Annotated in this window: 16 protein-coding genes and 1 pseudogene; 11 read left to right on the top strand and 6 right to left on the bottom strand. The window is 68.0% G+C overall.

Annotated elements, in window-relative coordinates:
• Positions 1-23: 23 nt before the first annotated feature.
• Both WG902_RS20960 and WG902_RS20955 read right to left on the bottom strand, forming a co-directional pair.
• Complete coding sequence (locus tag WG902_RS20960; protein ID WP_340062153.1) at positions 24-848, bottom strand: ABC transporter ATP-binding protein; 825 nt, start codon at positions 846-848, stop codon at positions 24-26.
• Entirely contained in the window at positions 848-1,957 is a 1,110-nt protein-coding gene (locus WG902_RS20955; protein ID WP_340062152.1) for an MlaE family ABC transporter permease, read from the bottom strand. Before WG902_RS20955 ends, WG902_RS20960 begins: the two co-directional genes overlap by 1 nt.
• Positions 1,958-2,051: 94 nt before the next feature.
• On the opposite strand from WG902_RS20955, the gene WG902_RS20950 reads away from it, so the two are divergent.
• The 8 genes from WG902_RS20950 to WG902_RS20915 all read left to right on the top strand — a co-directional run bounded on the left by WG902_RS20950 (position 2,052) and on the right by WG902_RS20915 (position 11,867).
• The gene (locus WG902_RS20950; RefSeq protein WP_340062151.1) at positions 2,052-2,825 is read left to right on the top strand and encodes an enoyl-CoA hydratase-related protein; all 774 of its coding nucleotides are present in this window, start codon (positions 2,052-2,054) and stop codon (positions 2,823-2,825) included.
• A 61-nt stretch (positions 2,826-2,886) separates the two neighbouring features.
• Entirely contained in the window at positions 2,887-4,680 is a 1,794-nt protein-coding gene (locus WG902_RS20945) for an acyclic terpene utilization AtuA family protein (RefSeq protein WP_340062150.1), read from the top strand.
• A gap of 30 nt (positions 4,681-4,710) precedes the next feature.
• Complete coding sequence (locus WG902_RS20940; protein WP_340062149.1) at positions 4,711-6,252, top strand: CoA-acylating methylmalonate-semialdehyde dehydrogenase; 1,542 nt, start codon at positions 4,711-4,713, stop codon at positions 6,250-6,252.
• 183 nt (positions 6,253-6,435) lie between these two features.
• Positions 6,436-8,067, top strand: coding sequence for a GMC family oxidoreductase (locus tag WG902_RS20935; protein ID WP_340062147.1), 1,632 nt, complete (start codon positions 6,436-6,438; stop codon positions 8,065-8,067).
• 74 nt (positions 8,068-8,141) lie between these two features.
• On the top strand, positions 8,142-9,488 hold the full coding sequence (locus tag WG902_RS20930) for a methyltransferase domain-containing protein (protein ID WP_340062146.1): 1,347 nt from the start codon (positions 8,142-8,144) through the stop codon (positions 9,486-9,488).
• Positions 9,481-10,416 carry a glycosyltransferase family 2 protein gene (locus WG902_RS20925; protein ID WP_340062145.1) on the top strand — a complete coding sequence of 312 codons (936 nt, stop codon included), beginning with the start codon at positions 9,481-9,483 and terminating at the stop codon, positions 10,414-10,416. The genes WG902_RS20930 and WG902_RS20925 overlap by 8 nt, the downstream gene beginning before the upstream one ends.
• Positions 10,400-11,083 (top strand): CmcI family methyltransferase, encoded by a 684-nt coding sequence (locus WG902_RS20920; protein ID WP_340062144.1) that lies wholly within the window; start codon positions 10,400-10,402, stop codon positions 11,081-11,083. The genes WG902_RS20925 and WG902_RS20920 overlap by 17 nt, the downstream gene beginning before the upstream one ends.
• A 4-nt stretch (positions 11,084-11,087) precedes the next feature.
• Positions 11,088-11,867: a sulfite exporter TauE/SafE family protein gene (locus tag WG902_RS20915; RefSeq protein WP_340062143.1), complete on the top strand. Its 780-nt coding sequence runs from the start codon at positions 11,088-11,090 to the stop codon at positions 11,865-11,867.
• A gap of 21 nt (positions 11,868-11,888) precedes the next feature.
• Here WG902_RS20915 and WG902_RS20910 read toward each other — a convergent pair whose 3' ends face one another.
• The 3 genes from WG902_RS20910 to cysQ all read right to left on the bottom strand — a co-directional run bounded on the left by WG902_RS20910 (position 11,889) and on the right by cysQ (position 16,412).
• Complete coding sequence (locus WG902_RS20910) at positions 11,889-13,292, bottom strand: capsule biosynthesis protein (protein ID WP_340062141.1); 1,404 nt, start codon at positions 13,290-13,292, stop codon at positions 11,889-11,891.
• Positions 13,289-15,460: a capsular polysaccharide biosynthesis protein gene (locus WG902_RS20905; RefSeq protein ID WP_340062140.1), complete on the bottom strand. Its 2,172-nt coding sequence runs from the start codon at positions 15,458-15,460 to the stop codon at positions 13,289-13,291. The genes WG902_RS20910 and WG902_RS20905 overlap by 4 nt, the downstream gene beginning before the upstream one ends.
• A gap of 163 nt (positions 15,461-15,623) precedes the next feature.
• Positions 15,624-16,412: a 3'(2'),5'-bisphosphate nucleotidase CysQ gene (cysQ, locus tag WG902_RS20900; RefSeq protein WP_340062139.1), complete on the bottom strand. Its 789-nt coding sequence runs from the start codon at positions 16,410-16,412 to the stop codon at positions 15,624-15,626.
• Between the two features lie 97 nt (positions 16,413-16,509).
• Here cysQ and WG902_RS20895 point away from each other — a divergent pair.
• From WG902_RS20895 to cysN, 3 genes and pseudogenes are all read left to right on the top strand, one after another.
• A pseudogene (locus WG902_RS20895) lies at positions 16,510-16,698 on the top strand (helix-turn-helix domain-containing protein); the annotation flags it as partial.
• Positions 16,699-17,289: 591 nt separating this feature from the next.
• A complete protein-coding gene (gene cysD / locus WG902_RS20890) occupies positions 17,290-18,189 on the top strand; it encodes a sulfate adenylyltransferase subunit CysD (protein ID WP_340062177.1) in 900 nt (299 codons plus the stop codon).
• Entirely contained in the window at positions 18,190-20,094 is a 1,905-nt protein-coding gene (gene cysN, locus WG902_RS20885) for a sulfate adenylyltransferase subunit CysN (RefSeq protein WP_340062138.1), read from the top strand. It begins immediately after the preceding gene.
• A 40-nt stretch (positions 20,095-20,134) separates the two neighbouring features.
• Here cysN and WG902_RS20880 read toward each other — a convergent pair whose 3' ends face one another.
• Complete coding sequence (locus WG902_RS20880) at positions 20,135-20,830, bottom strand: class I SAM-dependent methyltransferase (RefSeq protein WP_340062137.1); 696 nt, start codon at positions 20,828-20,830, stop codon at positions 20,135-20,137.
• Between the last annotated feature and the right edge of the window lie 7 nt (positions 20,831-20,837).

Raw genomic sequence — 20,837 nt, 5'->3', positions numbered from 1 at the left:
TGTGTTTTACCCTTTCCTCGACTTCAGATGGCAAACGGGTATTCGCGCAGCAGTTCCATCGCCCGCTGGCCGCGTTCTCCCAGGAAAAAGTCCTCCACGAACGGATGCCGGAAGGCGACCACGTCGCGCGGCCGGGCCGTGACGATCACGCGCTGCTCCGCCAGCACGGCGATGCGGCTGGACAGCTCGAACAGCGTGTCCAGGTCGTGCGTCACCATCACCACCGTCAGCGCCAGGTCCCGGTGCAGCGACCGCAGCAGCTGCACGAAGCCGTCGGAGCTGTCCGGGTCCAGCCCGGCCGTCGGCTCGTCCAGCAGCAGCAGCGGCGGATCCATGATGAGGGCCCGCGCCAGCGCCGCCCGCTTGATCATGCCCCCGGACAGCTCCGACGGCATTTTCTCGGCGTCGCCCGGCTTCAGGCCGACCATCTGCAGCTTGACCATCGCCGCCTCTTCGACCACGCGGTGCGGCAAGGTCTTCAGTTCGCGCAGCGGGAAGGCGATGTTCTCCAGCACCGTGAAGGCAGAGAACAGCGCGCCATGCTGGAACAGCATGCCGATGCGGCTGGACGCGCCGCGCCGGGACAGGTTCTGCAGCGGCTGCCCCATGATGCGCACCTCGCCGGCCGCCGGCCGCTCCAGCCCCAGGATCTGCCGCAGCAGCACCGTCTTGCCGGAACCGGAGCCGCCCACGATGGACAGCACCTCGCCGCGTTCCACGGTGAGATCGAGGTTCTTGTGGATGACGACGCGCCGGTCCGGCATGTTGAAGATGGACGACAGCTTGCGGATCTCCACCATCGGCCCCTGCGCCGGCAGCACCTCGATGCCTTCTTTTTCCCCGGCCATCACATTCCCACCTGGCTGAAGAGCACGGCGAACAGGGCGTCCACCAGGATCACCACCGTGATCGCCGTCACCACCGAGGCCGTCGTGCCCTGCCCCAGGCTCTGGGTGTTGGGCTCCACCCGCAGGCCGAAGTGGCAACCGATCAACGCGATGAGGACGCCGAACACCACGGACTTGGACATGCCCAGCACGAGGTTTTGCACGCTCACCGCGGAAGGCAATGCGTTCAGGAAGAAGATCGGGCTGATGCCCAGCGAGAGGTCGGCCGCCACCATGCCGCCCAGCAGCCCCGCCAAGGTGGTCCAGCCGGAGATCAGCGGCATGGCGATGGCCAGCGCCATCGCGCGGGGCATCACCAGCCGGTACGTGTGGGAGATGCCCATCACCCGCATCGCATCCAGTTCGTCCGTCACGCGCATGACGCCGATCTCCGCCGTGATGGCCGATCCGCTGCGGCCCGCGATCAGGATGGCCGCCAGCATCGGCCCGAGCTCGCGCACCAGCGAGACGCCCAGGATGTCCACGATGTAGGCATCGGCTCCGAACTGGCGCAGCTGCTGCGAGGTGAGGTAGGCCAGCACCACCCCGATCAGCCCGCCCACGAGAGCCGTGATCGGCAACGCTGTGGCGCCGATGCGGTACAGGTGGCCGGAAAAATCGCGCCATGGCCCGTTCTGCGGGCGGCGGATCAGCTCCCGCAAGTCCAGGGTGAGGCGGCCCAGAAGCTGGATGAAACCCGTCAGGTGGCCCAGGCCGCGCAGCAGGCTGGCGCCGAACTCGAGGAACCTGTCCCCCCACCCGAGGCGGGGCCGCCGTTGCCGCTTGCCGGTGAACTGCGCCACCCGTTCCAGGATGGTCCGCTGCGCGGGCAACAGCTCCACGTTCTCGGGCCAGCGCTGGCCCCACTGTTTCCACAGCAACTGCGCGCCGACGTGGTCGACCACCGCCTCCCGCAGGTCCCACAGGGTCGCGCGGTCCGCTGGGAGGTCGCGTTCGAGGTCCGGGACGAGCCGGGCACGGGCGAACTGGCCGGCCGTCCAGTCGCCAAGGAGGCGAACGGCGCCGCCGGGCGCTGGCTCTCGTTCGAAACGGGGCGTGGCGTCGGTCATGGTTGGGGAGCCGCCCATCCTAACGGCAGAGCCACTTCCTGTCGTGTAGGAGAAGGGGCCGGGGCGGTATAACGCCAGCGAAGGAGGTCCTGCCATGGCGAACGACGACGAACTGGGGGTGGAGCGGCGCGGGCCTGCCCTGTGGCTGACGATCCGCCGCGAAGAGCGCCGCAACGCCATGAGCCACGCCGTGCTCGCCGGGATGGCCCAGGCCATCGACACCGCCCAGGCCGACCGGGACGTGCGCGCGATCGTGATCACCGGCGCCGGCGAGAAGGCTTTCTGCGCCGGCGCCGACCTGCAGTCGGCCCAGGCCTTCACCACCGACTACTCCGACCCGACCGGCCACTTCGCCCGGCTGCTGCGGCGCGCCCGTGCCAGCCACGTCCCGCTGGTGGCGCGCGTCAATGGCGCCTGCATGGCCGGCGGCATGGGGCTGCTGGCGATGTGCGACCTGGCGGTGGCGGCGCGGCACGCAGTGTTCGGCCTGCCTGAAGTGAAGGTGGGGGTCTTCCCGGCCCAGGTGCTGACGGTGCTGCAGCACCTGGTGCCGCGGCGCAAGCTCGCGGAGCTGTGCCTCACCGGCGAAAGCATCACCAGCAGCGAGGCGCTGGAGATGGGCCTGGTGAACTACGTGGACGACGACCTGGACCAGCGGCTGGACTGGCTGCTGGCGCGAATGGCCGACAAGTCGCCGGCCGCCATCCGCCGCGGCTTGTACACGCTGAAGGCGATCGACACGATGGCTTTCGAGGAATCGATGGCGTTCACCGAAAGCCAGATCGCCCTGTTCACCCTCACGGAAGACGCCAGGGAAGGCCAGGCCGCCTTCCAGCAAAGGCGCAAGCCGCAATGGAAGGGGCGCTGAGCATGAGCCGCCGGGCCGCCCCAAGGCGAATCCCGCAGCGCGTAGCGCGGAGGGTAGTCCAGTGACCCGCACCATCCGCATCGGCGGCGCTTCCGGCTTCTGGGGCGACAGCAGCGTCGGCGCGCCGCAACTGGTTCAGCACGGCAACGTGGACTTCCTGGTGTTCGACTACCTGGCCGAACTCACGATGTCCATCCTGGCGGCGGCGCGTGGCAAGAACCCGGAACTGGGCTACGCCACCGATTTCGTGCAGGTGACGATGAAGTCGATCCTGCGCGATGTCGCCGGCAAGGGCATCCGCGTGATCAGCAACGCGGGCGGCGTCCATCCGCAGGCCTGCGCCGATGCGCTGCAGGCGCTGGCCGCCGAACAAGGCGTCGCCCTGAAGATCGCGGTCGTCACCGGGGACGACGTGATGCCGCTGGTGCCGGCCTTGCGCGAGCAAGGCGTGCGTGAGCTGCAGTCCGGCCAGCCGTTGCCGGAACGCCTGCTGACCGCCAACGCGTATCTCGGCGCGCTGCCGATCCGCGCGGCCCTGGACGCCGGTGCGCAGGTGGTCATCACCGGCCGCTGCGTCGACAGCGCGGTCACGCTCGGCGCGCTGATGCACGCCTTCGGCTGGAGCGAGGACGACTACGACCGGCTGGCACAGGGCAGCCTGGCCGGCCACGTCATCGAATGCGGCTGCCAGGCCACCGGCGGCCTGCACACGGACTGGGAAGCGGTGCCCGACTGGGCGCACATCGGCTACCCGGTGATCGAGTGCGAAGCCGACGGCAGCTTCGTGGTCGGCAAGCCGCAGGGCACGGGCGGCCTGGTCAACACGGCGGTCGTGGCCGAACAGGTGCTGTATGAAATCGGCGATCCGCGCCGCTATCTGCTGCCTGACGTCACCTGCGACTTCTCCGAGGTGCGCCTCGAGCAGCTGGGCGAGCACCGGGTGCGCGTCACCGGCGCGCGCGGCCTGGCGCCGGGGCCGCATTACAAGGTGTCCGCCACGTACATGGATGGCTGGCGCTGCACCGCCCAGCTCACCATCGTGGGCATGGATGCGGCGCGCAAGGCGCAACGCACGGGCGAGGCGATCCTGCAGCGCACGCGCGAACTGATTGCGCAGCGGCGCTGGCTGCCTTTCACGCGCACCCACATCGAGGTGCTGGGATCGGAGCAGGCCAACTACGGCCCGCAGGCCCGGACGCGGGAGGTGCGCGAAGCGGTGTTGCAGGTCGCCGTGATGCACCCGCAAAAGGAGGCGTTGGAGCTGTTCGCGCGCGAGGTCGCGCCGGCCGGCACCAGCTGGTCGCCCGGCACCACGGGGGCCGGCGGCCGCCACAGTCCGGCGCCGGCGATCCGGCAGTTTGCCTTCCTGCTGGACAAGTCCCACGTGGCACCGCAGTTGCGCATGGGCACCAAGATGATTTCCGTGGCCGTCCCGATGGGCCAGCCGCCGGTACCGCCCCCCGCCGCCGCGCTGCCTGATCCGGTGCGAATGGGTGCCGAGCACGCCACGGTGGAAGTTCCATTGATCCGCGTCGCCTATGCCCGCAGCGGCGACAAGGGCAACCATTCCAACATCGGCGTCATTGCCCGCCGCCCCGAGTGGCTGCCGCAGCTGCGCGCCGAACTCACCGAGGCGCGCGTGAAGTCCTGGCTCGGCCACCTGGTGGCAGGCGAAGTGCGGCGCTTCGACCTGCCGGGCCTGCATGCGATGAATTTTCTCTGCACCGAAGCGCTGGACGGCGGCGGCATGGCATCGCTGCGCAACGACCCCCTCGGCAAGGGGATGGCGCAGATCCTGCTGTCGATGCCGATCCGCATTCCCGCTGACTGGCTCCCCCCTGCGGGGGCGCGTTAGACTGCCCTTCTCTCCCCAGGAAGTCCTGCCATGAATGCTCCCGACAAGAACCGGCCGTCCGCCTCCCTGTCCTCCATCGAACACTGGATCGGCGGCCGCATCGTCCCCGGCCAGGGCGGCCGCCGCTCCGACGTCTTCAACCCCGCCACCGGCCAGGTGACGGGCAAGGTCGCGCTGGCCAACAGCGATGAAGTGGCGCAAGCCGTCGCGGCCGCCCAGGCCGCATTTCCGGCCTGGGCCGACACGCCCCCCATTCGACGGGCCCGTGTGATGTTCAAGTTCCTCGAGCTGCTGAACAAGCACCGCGACGAACTGGCACGCATGATCACCGCCGAACACGGCAAGGTGTTCACCGACGCGCAGGGCGAAGTGACGCGCGGCATCGACATCGTCGAATTCGCCTGCGGCATCCCGCAGCTGCTCAAGGGCGACTACACGGACCAGGTCTCCACCGGCATCGACAACTGGACGATGCGCCAGCCGCTCGGCGTGGTGGCCGGCATCACGCCGTTCAACTTCCCGGTGATGGTCCCGATGTGGATGTATCCGGTGGCCATCGCCGCGGGCAACTGCTTCATCCTCAAGCCGAGCCCGCTGGACCCGACGCCCTCGATCCGCATGGCGGAACTGCTGAAGGAAGCCGGGCTGCCCGATGGCGTGTTCAACGTGGTGCAGGGTGACAAGGACGCCGTCGACGCGCTGCTGGAGCACCCCGGCGTGAAGGCGATCTCCTTCGTCGGCTCCACCACCATCGCGCAGAAGATCTACGAGACCGGCGCGCGCCACGGCAAGCGCGTGCAGGCGCTGGGCGGCGCCAAGAACCACATGGTGGTGATGCCCGATGCGGACATGGACCAGGCCGTGGACGCGCTGATCGGCTCGGCCTTCGGCTCCGCCGGCGAGCGCTGCATGGCGATCTCGCTGGGCGTGCTGGTGGGGGATGCCGCCGACAAGATCATGCCGATGCTCGCGAAGCGGACGCAGGAGCTGAAGATCAAGAACGGCGTGGAGCTCGACGCCGAGATGGGCCCGATCATCAGCAGCGCGGCGCACCAGCGCATCACCGGCTACATCGGCCAGGGCGAGACCGAGGGCGCAAAGCTGGTGGTGGACGGCCGCAAGTTCCAGGGCGCCAAGGCGGGCGCGGGCTGCGACGCCGGCTTCTGGATCGGCGGCACGCTGTTCGACAACGTCACGCCGCAGATGAAGATCTACAAGGAAGAGATCTTCGGCCCGGTGCTGGGTTGCGCCCGCGTGAAGGACCTGAAGGAAGCCACCGAGCTGGTGAACAGCCATGAGTACGGCAATGGCGTGTCGCTGTTCACGCGCGACGGCAACACCGCGCGCGAGTTCTCGCGCCGCGTCGAAGTCGGCATGGTGGGCGTCAACGTGCCGATCCCGGTGCCGATGGCGTGGCATGGCTTCGGCGGCTGGAAGAAGAGCCTGTTCGGCGACATGCATGCCTATGGCGAGGAAGGCGTGCGCTTCTACACCAAGCAGAAGTCGATCATGCAGCGCTGGCCGGAGAGCATCGGCAAGGGCGCGGAGTTCGTGATGCCGACAGCGAAGTAGAAGACCAGACAGCCGGATAACCGGACGCAGAAGTCGCAGAAGTTACGCAGAAGACGCAGAAGAACATCCAAGAAAATGTCTTCGGTTTCTTTTGCGCCTTCTGCGTAACTTCTGCGCCTTCTGCGTCCGGGTGTTGGGTGTGGCGGTCGCCAGCGCAGCAGCCGCAAAGAGGAGACAAGAGCAGTGAGCGACACCACGTTCGACTACGTGATCATCGGCGCGGGCACGGCAGGGTGCCTGTTGGCGAACCGTCTGTCAAAGGACCCGTCCAAGCGGGTGCTGCTGATCGAGGCCGGCCGCAAGGACGACTACCACTGGATCCACATCCCGGTCGGCTACCTCTATTGCATCGGCAACGCCCGCACCGACTGGCTGTACTACACCGAGGCGGACGACGGACTGAACGGCCGCAAGCTGCGCTATCCGCGCGGCAAGACGCTGGGCGGCTGCTCCAGCATCAACGGCATGATCTACATGCGCGGCCAGGCGCGCGACTACGACGGCTGGGCGCAACGCGTCGGTGATCCGGGCTGGACCTGGGACAACTGCCTGCCCTACTTCAAGAAGCACGAGGACTACTACAAGGGCGCGGACGACGTGCACGGCGCCGGCGGCGAATGGCGGGTGGAAAAGCAGAGGCTGCGCTGGGACGTGCTGGACGCTTTCGCGGCCGCCGCGCAGGAGGCGGGCATTCCGCACAGCGAGGACTTCAACCGCGGCACGAATGAAGGCGTCGGCTACTTCCAGGTCAACCAGAAGAACGGCTGGCGCTGGAACACCGCGAAGGCCTTCCTGCGACCCACGTGCTACGGCAGGCCGAACTTCGAGCTGTGGACCGGTGCGCACGTTTCGCGCCTGACCTTCGAGACGTTGCCCGACGGCACCAGGCGCTGCACCGGCGCGGAGGTGTGGAACGGCACGGAGCTGGTGCGGGCGCACGCGGAGCACGAGACGCTGCTGTGCGCGGGCAGCATCGGCTCGCCGCAGATCCTGCAACTCTCCGGCATCGGGCCGGCCGAGCTGCTGCGCACGCACGGGATCCCGGTCGTCGCGGACCTGCCCGGGGTGGGCGAGAACCTGCAGGACCACCTGCAGATCCGCGCTGTCTTCAAGGTGGACGGCGTCGCCACGCTGAACACGCTGGCCAGCAGCTGGTGGGGCAAGCTGAAGATCGGCATGGAATACGCGCTCAAGCGAACCGGCCCCATGAGCATGGCGCCCTCGCAGCTGGGCGCCTTCACGCGCAGCAGCCCGGAGCACGCGTATCCCAACATCGAATACCACGTGCAGCCTCTCAGCCTGGACGCATTCGGCGACCCGCTGCACGCGTTCAACGCCTTCACGGCCAGCGTGTGCAACCTCAATCCGACCAGCCGGGGCTCGGTGCGCATCCGCAGCAACAAGTTCGAGGACGCGCCGGCGATCGCAACGAACTACCTGAGCACGCCGGAGGACCGCAAGGTCGCCGCCGACTCCCTGCGCGTCACGCGGCGCATCGCGCAACAGCCGGCGCTGGCGAAGTACAAGCCCACGGAATGGCGCCCGGGCCCGCAGTACCAGAGCGACGAGGACCTGGCGCGGCTGGCCGGCGACATCGCGACCACCATCTTCCACCCGGTGGGCACCACCATGATGGGCGCGGACAGCGACCCGCGGGCGGTGCTCGACTCGCGCTTGTGCGTGCGCGGCGTCACGGGGCTGCGCGTGGTGGACGCCGGCGCCATGCCCACGATCACCAGCGGCAACACCAACTCGCCGGTGCTCATGATGGCGGAGAAGGCCGCGGAGTGGATCCTGCAGGACGCGAGGGGCTGATCGGCTGAGCCGGCTCCGCCGGCCGGCGCACCAGGGTTCGCGATTACCATAGCTCCTCCTTCCTCCAGCTTCACATGCATCCCAGCTCCCTCGAGAACATGCAATGGTGCTACCGGCGCTACGCTGCGCCGCGCATCCTCGGCAGCACCCAGGAGTTCACGGTCCTGGACGTCGGCGGAGCGAATCACAACGGCAGCTACGCCGATGTGTTCAGTGCGCCGAACGTTCGCTACATCGGCATGGACCTGGCCGCGGGTCCCGGTGTGGAGGTCGTCCTGCAGGACCCGTACCGTTTCCCGCAGCAAGACGCTTCGGTGGACTTCGTCATCTCCGGCCAGATGCTCGAGCACTGCGAGCTTTTCTGGCTGGCATTCGCCGAAATGGTCCGGGTACTCAAGCCGGATGGCTTCCTGTTCCTGATCGCCCCGTCGGGGGGGCCCATCCACCGCTATCCCGTCGACTGCTATCGCTACTATCCGGACGCCTACCGAGCGCTTGCCAAGCACGCGAACTGCCACGTGGTGGACCTGCGCCACGACGATCGCGGCCCATGGAATGACCTCGTTGGCGTCTTCTCCCGCACCCCGCGGCCCAAGGCGCTTCCCCATCCCGCGACGAAGGCGGCCACCGCTCCCGTGGCCGTGCCGCCGGGCACGCCGGAGCAGGAGGCCGTGCGCGGCGCCAGGCCCTACCTGGAGGTGTTGCAGGAGTTGCACGAAGGATTGCGGCCGCGCGCGTACCTGGAGATCGGGGTGCGCAACGGCCGCAGCCTGCAGCTCGCCGGATGTCCGGCCCTGGGCATCGATCCCGAACCGGACCTCACGGTGGAACTTCCCGCCACGACGCACGTGCTGCGCATGACCAGCGACGATTTCTTCGAGCTCGAGACGGCGCGCTTGCGCGACCTCGCGCCCGATTTCGTCTTCATCGACGGCATGCACCTGTTCGAGTTCGCCTTGCGCGACTTCATGCACGTGGAGCGGCTGCTGGCGCCGGGAACGGTCGTGGTGATCGATGACGTGTTTCCGAACCATCCTTCCCAGGCCCGGCGCGAGCGCTCCACGCGCGTCTGGACGGGCGACGTCTGGCGGCTGTTCGATACGCTGCAGAAGATGCGCCCCGACCTGGCACTGTGTGCGCTGGACACGGCGCCGACCGGCCTGCTCGTGATCGCCGCACTGAGCCCTGACCATCGCGCGCTTTGGCAGCGCTATAACCCGACAGTGCGCACCATCCAGTGCGCCACGGACGCGCCGCCTGCTGCCATCCTCGAGCGCCATGGCGCCGTGTCCCCCCAGGGCGAGCCGCTGGCCCGGCTCATCGGACTGCTGCAGCAGTACCGCGCCGCGGCACCAACGGACACAAAGGCCCGCGAAACCCTGCGTCGCGGGCTTCGCCAGCTGGCGCCGCCGCATGCCTGACGCCAACAGGCCGCTGCGGATGACGGTGGTGCTCGTCGCCTACAACATGGCGCGCGAGATTCCCCGCACGGTGAAGTCGCTGTCGGCGACCATGCAACGGGGACTCGGCCACGCCGACTACGAAATCCTGCTGGTGGACAACGGGTCCACGCAAGCCTTCGACGAAGCGCTCTGCAAAAGTCTTGCCCCGAACCTGCGCGTGCTTCGCGTCCCGGATGCGGGACCCTCACCGGTACATGCCATCAACATGGGGCTTGCCGCAGCGCAGGGCGAACTGGTCGGCGTGATGATCGACGGCGCCCGCATGGCATCGCCTGGCTTGCTCGCCACCGCGCTCGCGGCGTCCCGCGTCCATCGCCGCGCAGTGGTCGGCACGCTGGCTTTCCACCTGGGGCCCGACGTGCAGCCGCGCAGCGTGGCGAATGGCTACGACCAGCAGGCGGAGGATCGGTTGCTGGCCTCGAGCGGCTGGGACTCGGATGGCTACCGGCTGTTCGACATCTCCGTGTTCGCCGGCTCCTCGCAAGACGGCTGGTTCGTCGTGCCGGCGGAGACCAATGCCTTGTTCCTGCGCGCCGAATTGTGGTCGGAACTGGGTGGATTCGACGAAGGGTTCGTCGGCCCCGGTGGCGGGCTGGCGAACCTGGACACCTGGTCCCGCGCTTGTGCCCTGGCGGATACGCAGGTGGTGATGTTGCTCGGCGAAGGCACCTTTCATCAGGTCCACGGGGGGATTGCCACGAATTCGCCGATCTCCAAGTGGCCCACGTTCCACGAGGAATACGTCCGGCTGCGAGGCCGTGCGTACGAGCGCCCGCGGCCCACCCCGACGTTCTATGGGTCGCTTGCGGCCATCCCGCGTGCCACCCTGGAGCACTCACTGCACCGCCATTACGACCTGAGCACCCCCCATGCAAGCCGACCCTGAATCGCCCGTCGTCGCCCAAGGCCGCTCCTTCGACACCGACCTTCCCCCCAGCGTGCTGGGGGACATCCAGAAAGGGGTCATGCGCTCGGTCTACCGCGGCGTTCCCTTCCTGAAGAGCCCGTTCGACATCGGCATCTACCTGCAGTTGCTGAGCCGGATCGCGCCTCGCTCCGTGATCGAGATCGGTACCAAGCATGGGGGCAGCGCGCTGTGGTTCGCCGACATGCTCAGTGCTGCGGGCGTGACGGCGCCCCGGGTCGTGTCCGTCGACATCAAGCCGATCGCCAAGGTCAAGGACCCGCGCATCCTGTTCCTGGAAGGGGACGCAGCCGACTTGTCGCCGGCCCTCACGCCCGCACTCCTGGCCTCGCTGCCGCGCCCCTGGCTGGTCGTCGAGGACAGCAGCCATTTCCATCATCATGTGCTGGGGACCTTGTGGTTTTTCGACGGGTACCTGCGGCCTGGCGACTGCATCGTCGTCGAAGACGGCGTGGTCGCGCACCTTGCGGACCCCGTGTACCGGCAGTACGAGAACGGGCCCAATCGTGCCGTGCGCGACTTCCTCCAGGACGCAGGTGACGCCTACCGGATCGATGACTCGCTGTGCGATTTCTACGGCCGCAACGCCACCTACAACCCCAACGGATACCTGCTGCGGGTGAGCTGATCAGATGATCGATGGCGCCTATTCGGCCGCCGGCGCCCTGACCGGGCTGCTGGTCGGCCTGACCGGCGTGGGCGGCGGCTCCCTGATGACGCCCATCCTGCTGCTGTTCTTCGGGGTTCCACCGGCGACCGCGGTCGCGACCGACCTGTGGTTCGCGGCCCTCACCAAGATGGTGGGTGCGCGCGTGCATTCCTATGGCGGCCAGATCGACTGGCAGGTGGTTCGCCGGCTGTGGGCGGGGAGCTTGCCGGTCGCCATCGTCGTCGTGACCGTCGTCGCCCTGGGCAACAACGTCGGCAAGCTGGACTGGCTGACGAAGGCGATCGGCGTGGGGGTTCTCATCACGGCGGCGGGCCTGCTGCTGGCGCCGAGACTGCTCGCCAAGGCGCGAGAGCGCCGGCTGCACGACCCCGTCCACTTCCACAAGCTCCAGCCGCCGCTGACGGTGGCGGCGGGCGCGACGCTGGGCCTGTGCGTCGCCCTCACTTCCGTCGGCGCCGGCGCGCTGGGCAACGTCATGTTGCTGTTCCTGTACCCGCTGAGGATGACGCCGCACCGCCTGGTGGCCACCGATATCGTGCATGCGATCCCGCTGACGCTGGCGGCGGGCACCGGCTACCTGATCGCCGGCATGGTGGACTTCCGCATGCTCGCCAGCATGCTGGCCGGCGGCATTCCGGCGATCATCGTCGGCAGCCTGCTGGCGCGCAAGTTCTCGAGCCGATGGCTGCAGGTCGTGCTGGCCCTGGTGCTCGTGGCAGTGGGCGTGAAGACGCTTCTTTGACGCGCTGCGCCGCGGCGGGCCTCAGGCCCGCACGTCCATGCGTTCCTGTTCGTAGTACACGGGGATCGTGCGCTCGGCCTCCAGCGCCTGCGCCAGGGGAGCCGCCCACACCGGAACGGGCTGGTCCGTCTCGCGCGTCTTGATCGCGACAACGGTCTGGATCGGGGGCAGCCGCCACACCGGCACGGCCAGGTGCGGCTCGCGCTGGGGCGACTGCGCGTCCCAGACCACCCCGGTGGACGAGGCCAGGCCCGGCAGGCGGCGATAGAAACTGCCATTGAGCTGGGTGGCAGCGACGAGGTGGCTGCGAAAGCGCCGATACAGGGCGGGGTCTGGCTTGTGCCGCGTCGACTCCGACCAGAAATCGTCCAGCGGGCCCTGGTAGGTGAGCCCGGGCATGTCGTACAGGGCACGCCCGCACACCTTGGTGGGTGCGGCGTGGTACAGCGCCGACAAGCCTACGGTGCTGTTGACAAGCACGACGCCACGGGCATGGTCCAGCAGCGTGGGCAAGTGCTGGTCATGGATGTACCGCAACCGCCCGCCGAGCTGCAGCTCGTGCGCCAGTTTGCGGATCAGCCGCGAGTAGTCGCGATAGCCGCGGTCCATCGGATGGTGCTTGAAGACCAGGAGCGTGTCGTCCGGCGCCCGGGAGGCGAACGACCGCACGGTGTCTTCGATGAAGTTCTCGATCCCCGGAAACGTGGCATGCACGCGGATCTGGGCGTCGTTGAACACCTGCAGGGGCGCCAGGAAATAGCGGCCCTTGAGTTCGCCGGTCAGTTCGTCCTGCGCGCCGCTCTCCACGCGCCTGTACCACTGCTTGCGCCAGACGGATCGCAGCCACGGGAAGGCTTCGAGGACGTTCAGGGGGCGGTGATGCACATAGTGCGGAAAGAACAGGCTGCCCAGGGAACCGATCGTGAAGTACCAGAAGCCGCAGCGGACCATGTCCCAGTAGGAGTTGCCCACCGGCAGCGCCTCCTGCTCGCTCTCGGCGGGCGCGCTGTAGGCCTGGGCCACCCGCGGCAGCCGCGAATAGCCGTTGACGCCCGAGCGTTCCAGGGTGATGTAGTCGGGACGGACGTAGCCTTCCTCGAACACGCCGACTTCCACGCCCAGCGCGGTGGCCACCCGGTGGGCGGCCTGGTGCACCGGTCGACAGTCGCCGAACAGGAACACGACGTCGATGTCCAGCCGGCGCAGCTGCGCCTCGAACCAGGTCGGCCACGCATCCATCGTGCCGCGGTAGTTCATGGCGCCGCGACGGTAGAAGAACCAGTCGCCGGCGTTGAAGTTGACCTTGTGCACTTCGGCGCCGACGGCGCGCAGGTCAGCCGCGAGGCGGGCGAAAAACGGCCCCACGGGCCCTTGCAGCAGCAGCACGCGCTTGCCTGAAAACGTCCGCAAACCCTGATCGATCATTCTTTTCCCCAACCCAGCCAGGCACGCGCCACCACCTGCAGTTTTCGTACCTGCCTGCGCACGAGGCCCACCCTCAGTTTGTCAAGTTGCCCGCTCGCCTCGAGGGCATTGCGTGTTTCGACGATCCGGGCCAGGACCGCTTCGCACGTCGTAAAGCCCCGGAGCTCCCAATCCCAATAGACAGGGTAACGCAGCAAGGCCCCGGCCACCAGCTCTTCGACCCCCAGCCGGCGGGTGCGCCGGGCCAGCGCCGCGCCCCCCACGGCCCGGTCTTCGGTCAATCCCCAGCCCGCGTAGAACGGCTGGCCATAGGTCACCACCTTCTTGCCCCGCAGCAGCGCGTCGAAGCCCGTGAGCGAAGTGATGGTGTGGACCTCGTCCGCCGCCTCGATGCAGCGGACGACGGAAACATCTGTTTCCACATGATCGGCAAAGGCGCGGGCCCGGGCCAGCGCCAGCCGGCCGGCACGGTTGCCGCTCACCACGTCGGGGTGCGGCTTGTAGACGATGAAGGCGTCGGGGCGGGCCTGTCGGGCGGCCTCCAGCAGCGCGAGGTTGGTCTTCACCTGCGCGCTGCCCAGGCGGATCGAGGCGTCGTCCTCCACCTGGCCCGGCACCAGCAGGACCGGCCGTCCGCGGTGGTCCCAGGCCGGCGCCGTCCTGGGCTCGATGTTGTACTTGGTGATGTCGTGGGCCACGATGAAGGCCTGGACCTGGCGGGCGCGCTCCAGCTCCTGCGGCGTGAATCCGCCGGCGTTGAGCAGCTGCTCCAGCGCGCAGGGCCGGCTCGGGTCGAAATAGATGCCCTCTGCGTCCAGCACCAGCGACTGCGGACGGATCAGGTCCGAGCCCAGGCCGACGGAACGCACGAAACCGTCTTCCATGCGCACCAGCCGGCCCTGGCATTCGCGGGCCAGTTCGGCCAGCCCTTCGGGCGCGGTGGCGCCCCAGAACACGAACCAGTCGCCGGGCCGGGGGTCCAGGCGACGGGCCGCGGCGGCGCTGCGCACGAAGGCAAGCTGGCCGCCGGTGGTGGCCAGGATCGGCCGCAGGTTGGAAGCTTTCCAGCGGGGCACCGCGACGCAGACCAGGCGCGAGGGCCGGCCGTGGCCGCGCAAGCCATGGATCGTTTCCTTCTGCCGCACCAGCCACTCGATGACGTCGAAGATGCTGCCCTGCCGGCGGGTGGCAGGGTTGAGGTAGCGGGTGTAGCGGAAGTACGCCGCGGCGAACAATTCGTCCACGGAGCGGCGCCGGTTGCGGCGCGGCACCGGCTGCCGGTCGTCGGTGGAGCCCCAGCCCGCGTACCAGGGCAGGCCGAAGCAGGTGACGGGCTTGCCCGCCAGCAATGCCTCGAAGCCCATCGTCGAACTGACCACGTACACGTGGTCCATGTGCTTCATGAGGCTCAAGGGATTGATCGCCTCGCGCAGGACGACGGTGCCGGCGTCGTCCCGCACCTGCGTGAGGTAGCCGCGCTTGCGGCCGGACGTCACTTCGGGATGCGTCTTGACGTAGACCGTCGCGCCAGGGTTTTCGCGGCGGGCAGCGGCCAGCATGGCGTCGAAGGTCCCTGCATCCGCGCCACCGAGCGTGACACTCAGGTCGCCGGCAGTCTGGTCCACCACCAGCACCTTGCGGCCAGCCGCTCGCGCCGGGGTGGGGCCGGACCAGTCGGGCGCGTGGTTGTATTTGCTCAGGCCGTGCTGCAGGATCAATGCGCGGGCCCGGGCGACGTCCTCGCCGACGCCGGCCAGCAGGTCATCGCCGGAGTTCAGCAGGTTTTCGAGGGTGCTCGGACGCGTGGAGTCGTAGAACACCCCGACCTCGTCGACGACGATGGACAGCGGCGGAAAGTGCTCTCCGGTGCCCAGGGAGCGCAGGAAGCCGTCTTCGAGTGCCAGGCAAGGCAGGCCCGTGTGCTTGGCCCAGGCCAGCGCCGGGTGGATGCGGCGACGGCGGCCCCATTCGGCCACGGCAGTGAGTTCGCGCCGCGCGACCTTGCCCAGGGGCTGGATGGCCATGCCCACCAGTTCGCCCAGGAACGGCAATCGGAGAATGCCGCGGGACTGGACGCCCACGATGCCTCGCACGGCAACCGTCATCGCCGGTACCGGGGACCGGCCTGCGATGCCCGGCAGCACGCCCGGAACGCGGGCGCGCGGCATGCCTTCTGACAGTGCATTCCGGGCGTCATCCAGCGATTGTCTCAGGCCGGGCGCTTTGCACCATCGCAGGGTTGCCGTATGAACAGGTTCTTTACGACCGGTCGTCGCTCAAAGACGACGCGACAGCGACAGAGTCCGGGCTCCTGACTCGGCCATACGCCCTTCATGCGCGTTGCCCCCAGCAGGCGAAGTGCGGGTTGTCGAAGCCCGGCTTCCCGTAAAGGAGGGGGCCGCCCTGCACGCAGTCGACCGTGCCGCCGGCGCCCAGCACCACGGCGTGCCCGGCGGCGATATCCCATTCCATGGTTCGCCCAAGGCGGGGGTACACGTCCGCCGAACCCTGCGCGACCTGGCAGAGCTTGAGGGACGAGCCCACGCTGATGCTGGCGGCCACCTTGCGTCCGGCCAGGAAGGCGTCGAGCGCGGAGGCGTCACCGTGCGAGCGGCTGGCGACCACCGTCAGGCCGTCGGCGGGCGTGTTGCGGCAGGCGATGGGGCGGCGCTCGCCCCCCTCTTCGACAAAGCTGCCGAGGCCGGGGCCGCCGGCCCACAGCTGTTCCAGCGCGGGGGCGTAGACCACCCCCAGCACGGGGCGACCATCCTCGATGAGCGCCACGTTCACCGTGAACTCGCCGTTGCGGCTGATGAACTCCTTCGTGCCGTCGAGCGGATCGACCAGCCAGAACATGCGGCCGATCTGCGGCACGTCCCCGGCGGAAACGGCTTCCTCGGCCACCACCGGCACGCCGGCAGCCACGGCCCGCAGCCGCGGGGTGATGAGGGCTTCGGCGCGCTCGTCCGCCAGCGTGACCGGGGACGCATCGGCCTTGTTCACCGCCTGGAAGTCCGTCGCGTAAACCTTCATGACCTCCGCGCCGGCGGCACGAACCACCTGCACCACCTGCTCCAGAAGTTCGCGCGTGACGCGGACTTCGCTCCCTTCCTTTGTCATCCACTGCTCCAAAACCGTGCCCGGCATGATTGTCGAGGATGCCCGTCGAATTTTAGGGTTTAATAACGCTTGAAATTTTTAATGCTTAATAGTCGGAATGGGAACCAGGCAGCTCACCGTGGTGGAGCTCAATCGGCAACGCCGGCAGGCGGTGCAATTGCGGCTCGAAGGGCAGACGCTGGCGCAGGTTGCCGAAGCCACCGGGCTGAGCACCCCCACCATCATCTCCGCGGTGAAGGCGTTCAAGCAGGCGGGATGGGGCGCGGTGACGGTGAATCCGCGCCGTGGCCGGCCGGTCCGCGGCACCGGGTCGCTGACCGGCGCACTGGAACTGGAACTGTTGCAGGCCATGCTGGCTGCACCCTCGCCCTGGAGCGTCAGCGCCGTCGTCGACTGGGTTGCATTGCACGGCCTGGTCGTGAGTCGCTCCGGCATCCTGCAATGGTGCCGCCGCACCGGACTGTACGACCCCGAACACGCGCTGCCCGCCGGGCAGCCTGGTTCGTCCGCCTTCGCCCTCTACTCGCTGGACGTCAGGCTGTCGGCGCAACAGCAGGCGGTGCTGGGCCCGCGGCTGGTGTCGCGCGTGGCGGTGGACACCCGCGGCCAGGTGCGCTGGCGCCTGTTCCGCGACAGCCAGATCCCAGCGGCTGAGCACGTTACGCTGTTCGAACAGCTGCGCTCGTCCGGTCGCGGCAAACTTCGGCTGACAATGCCGGGTGCGCGTGCCCTGCGCCAGCTGCCCGAAGTGCAAGCCTGGCTCGAGCAGCAGGCCGGCCGCGTCAGCCTCGATGACCCCGTGGTGGCGCCCGTCGCGGGCCGCGCTGCCTTCCCACCGAATCCGCCCCCGGGGCCCCGCCTCGCAGAGAACCCAACGATGAACCTCACCCATCTTCAACGGCTGGAAGCCGAAAGCATCCACATCATGCGCGAGGTCGTGGCGGAAGCCGACAACCCCGTGATGCTCTATTCCATCGGCAAGGACAGCGCGGTGATGCTGCACCTGGCCATGAAGGCCTTCCACCCCGCCAAGCCGCCCTTCAAGCTCCTGCACGTCGACACGCGCTGGAAATTCCGCGACATGTACGCCTTTCGCGACCGCATGGCCAAGGAGCTGGGTCTGGACCTGCTGGTGCACATCAATCCGGACGGCGTCGCCAAGGACATCAACCCGTTCACCCACGGCTCGTCGATCCACACCGACATCATGAAGACCGAGGGCCTGAAGCAGGCGCTGGACAAGTACGGCTTCGACGCGGCCTTCGGCGGCGCCCGCCGCGACGAGGAAAAGTCCCGCGCCAAGGAGCGCATCTTTTCCTTCCGCACCGCGCAGCACCGCTGGGACCCCAAGGGCCAGCGCCCCGAGCTCTGGCACCTGTACAACGCGCGCAAGCACAAGGGCGAGTCGATGCGCGTGTTCCCCATCTCCAACTGGACCGAGCTGGACATCTGGCAGTACATCTACCTGCAGAACATCCCGATCGTGCCGCTGTACTACGCGGCCGAGCGCCCGGTGGTGGAGCGCGACGGCGTGCTGATCATGGTGGACGACGACCGCATGAAGTTGCGACCGGGCGAGACGCCCATGATGAAGAAGGTGCGCTTCCGCACGCTCGGCTGCTACCCGCTGACCGGCGCGGTGGAGTCCACCGCGGCCACGCTGCCGGAGATCATCCAGGAGATGCTGCTGACCACCACGTCGGAGCGGCAAGGCCGCGTGATCGACCACGACAGCGTCGGCTCCATGGAGAAGAAGAAGCAGGAGGGATATTTCTAAATGGCACACGTCTCCGACCTCATCGCGACCGACATCGAGCAGTACCTCAAGTCGCACGAGCACAAGAGCCTGCTGCGCTTCATCACCTGCGGCAGCGTGGACGACGGCAAGAGCACGCTGATCGGCCGCCTGCTGTACGAGTCGAAGATGCTGTTCGACGACCAGCTCGCGGCGCTGGAAGCGGACTCGCGCAAGTTCGGCACCCAGGGCGAGCAGCTCGACTTCGCGCTGCTGGTGGACGGCCTCGCCGCGGAACGCGAGCAGGGCATCACCATCGACGTGGCGTACCGCTTCTTCTCCACCGACCGCCGCAAGTTCATCGTTGCCGACACCCCCGGCCACGAGCAGTACACGCGCAACATGGTGACGGGAGCCTCCACCGCCGACATCGCCGCGATCCTGGTCGACGCCCGCAAGGGCATCCTGACCCAGACGCGCCGCCACAGCTACCTGGTGTCGCTGATGGGCATCCGCAAGGTGGTCGTCGCCATCAACAAGATGGACCTGGTGGGCTACAGCCAGCAGGTGTTCGACAAGATCGTCGAGGAGTATCGCGCCTTCGCCAAGCAGGTCGGGCTGGAGGAAGTGACGGTGATTCCGGTCTCCGCCTTCAAGGGCGACAACATCGTGGAGCCCAGCGAGCAGATGCCCTGGTACCACGGCACCACGCTCATGGGCTACCTGGAGACGGTGGAAATCGACGAGTCGCGCATGCAGAAGACACCGATGCGCCTGCCGGTGCAGTGGGTCAACCGGCCGAACCTCGACTTCCGCGGCTTCGCCGGCACGCTGGCCAGCGGCAAGGTGGAACTCGGCGAGCGCATCCGCGTCCTGCCGTCAGGCAAGGAAAGCACCGTCACGCGCATCGTCACCTTCGACGGCGACCTGCGGCAGGCGGTGGCCGGCCAGGCGGTGACGCTGACGCTGGCCGACGAGATCGACATCTCGCGCGGCAACGTCATCTGCAGCGCGATGGCGCCCGCCAGCGTCGCCGACCAGTTCGAGGCCACGCTGATCTGGATGCACGACGAGCCGCTGCTGCCCGGCCGCCCCTACCTGGTGAAGATCGGGACGCAGACGGTCACGGCTTCCATCACCGACATCAAGTACCAGGTGAACGTGAACACGCTGGAGCACGTGGCCGCCAAGACGCTGGAGCTCAACGCGATCGGCATCTGCAACCTGAGCATGGACCGGCCCGTCGCGTTCGACTCCTACGCGGAGAACCGCGAGACCGGCGGCTTCATCATCGTCGACCGCCTGACCAACAACACGGTGGGCGCGGGCCTGCTGCATTTCGCCCTGCGCCGCAGCCACAACATCCACATGCAGCACGTGGACGTGAACAAGGAAGCGCGCGCCCGCGTGATGGGCCAGAAGCCCTGCGTGCTGTGGTTCACCGGCTTCTCGGGCTCGGGCAAGTCCACCATCGCCAACATGGTGGAAAAGCAGCTGCATGCCATGGGCCGCCACACCTACCTGCTCGACGGCGACAACGTGCGGCATGGCCTGAACAAGGACCTGGGCTTCACCGACGCCGACCGGGTGGAGAACATCCGCCGGGTGGCGGAGGTCGCGCGGCTGATGGTGGACGCCGGCCTGATCGTGCTGACGGCGTTCATCTCGCCGTTCGAGGCGGAGCGCGCGATGGCGCGCAGCCTCGTCGGTGAGGGTGAGTTCATCGAGATCTTCGTCGACACGCCCCTTGCCGTGGCGGAGCAGCGCGACGTCAAGGGTCTGTACAAGAAGGCGCGCCGGGGTGAGCTGAAGAACTTCACCGGCATCGACTCACCGTACGAGCGGCCCTCCGAGCCACAGCTGGTGCTGGACACCACGCGCATCTCGCCGGAAGACGCAGCCGGCCAGGTGCTGGACCTGTTGAAGCGGCGCGGCCACTTCGGCTGACGCGGCCGGTTGCGGCTGGTGCGGAGACTGCCGTCGCCGCTCAGCTCCCGCCGGCGTCGTGCACGCCGTGCCTGGGAGTGAACACCAGCATGCGCTGGTCGCGTGGGTGCGACCAGTCGCCGATGTGGCGGACGGCCAGCCCGCAGTTGTCCGCCATCCACTGGAATTCCGCCACGGAGTAGTGGAAAGGATCCTTCCCGTAGCGGGTGACCACGCCTCCAGGCGCGTGCGTGATCGGCTCCACGTGAACGGGATGCGGCGCCTCGAAGAAGGTCGCGAAGAAGCGTCCGTCCGGCTTGAGCACCTTCGCGACGTTCAGCAGGCATTCGCAGATGTGGTTCACCGGCAAGTGCGAGAACACCGACTGCGCGATGACGAAGTCGAACTGCGTCCCGAACCGGGACACATTGAATTCGGGATCGACCAGCAACCGGGCCTGCTTGAGTTCCAGTCCGGCGAGCTCGAGCTCATGGTAGCCGGCGTTGATCAGCGACTGGTTGATATCCAGGCCGGCGTACTGCCCGGGCTCGAGAAATTCCACGAACCGGATGCCGCCTCGCAGCGCGCCGCAACCGACATCCAGCAGCGAATGGTGCGGCTGCAGCCCCTGGCTGCGCAGGAACTCCAGCTGCAGCCGGCCCATTTCCTCCCACAGCCCGCCGACCCAGCCGCGATGTTCGCCGCGTTGGATGGCATCGTCGTCGATCTGGCGTTCGTAGTCGTTGAAGGTCGGCATGTGTGCT

Origin of the sequence: Ramlibacter sp. PS3R-8 (genome assembly GCF_037572435.1) — a bacterium.
GTDB lineage: Bacteria > Pseudomonadota > Gammaproteobacteria > Burkholderiales > Burkholderiaceae_C > Ramlibacter.
The sequence above is the reverse complement of the archived record's forward strand: the minus strand, read 5'-3'. Positions and strand labels throughout refer to the sequence as shown.

What these genes read in the sequence shown, in the direction of transcription:
- cysQ (WP_340062139.1), bottom strand. Translation starts at nt 16,412, where the DNA reads ATGACAAAGGAAGGGAGCGAAGTCCGCGTCACGCGCGAACTTCTGGAG.
- WG902_RS20950 (WP_340062151.1), top strand. Translation starts at nt 2,052, where the DNA reads ATGGCGAACGACGACGAACTGGGGGTGGAGCGGCGCGGGCCTGCCCTG.
- cysN (WP_340062138.1), top strand. Translation starts at nt 18,190, where the DNA reads ATGGCACACGTCTCCGACCTCATCGCGACCGACATCGAGCAGTACCTC.
- WG902_RS20925 (WP_340062145.1), top strand. Translation starts at nt 9,481, where the DNA reads ATGCCTGACGCCAACAGGCCGCTGCGGATGACGGTGGTGCTCGTCGCC.
- WG902_RS20905 (WP_340062140.1), bottom strand. Translation starts at nt 15,460, where the DNA reads ATGCCGCGCGCCCGCGTTCCGGGCGTGCTGCCGGGCATCGCAGGCCGG.
- WG902_RS20920 (WP_340062144.1), top strand. Translation starts at nt 10,400, where the DNA reads ATGCAAGCCGACCCTGAATCGCCCGTCGTCGCCCAAGGCCGCTCCTTC.
- WG902_RS20955 (WP_340062152.1), bottom strand. Translation starts at nt 1,957, where the DNA reads ATGACCGACGCCACGCCCCGTTTCGAACGAGAGCCAGCGCCCGGCGGC.
- WG902_RS20930 (WP_340062146.1), top strand. Translation starts at nt 8,142, where the DNA reads ATGCATCCCAGCTCCCTCGAGAACATGCAATGGTGCTACCGGCGCTAC.
- cysD (WP_340062177.1), top strand. Translation starts at nt 17,290, where the DNA reads ATGAACCTCACCCATCTTCAACGGCTGGAAGCCGAAAGCATCCACATC.
- WG902_RS20915 (WP_340062143.1), top strand. Translation starts at nt 11,088, where the DNA reads ATGATCGATGGCGCCTATTCGGCCGCCGGCGCCCTGACCGGGCTGCTG.
- WG902_RS20880 (WP_340062137.1), bottom strand. Translation starts at nt 20,830, where the DNA reads ATGCCGACCTTCAACGACTACGAACGCCAGATCGACGACGATGCCATC.
- WG902_RS20940 (WP_340062149.1), top strand. Translation starts at nt 4,711, where the DNA reads ATGAATGCTCCCGACAAGAACCGGCCGTCCGCCTCCCTGTCCTCCATC.
- WG902_RS20910 (WP_340062141.1), bottom strand. Translation starts at nt 13,292, where the DNA reads ATGATCGATCAGGGTTTGCGGACGTTTTCAGGCAAGCGCGTGCTGCTG.
- WG902_RS20960 (WP_340062153.1), bottom strand. Translation starts at nt 848, where the DNA reads ATGGCCGGGGAAAAAGAAGGCATCGAGGTGCTGCCGGCGCAGGGGCCG.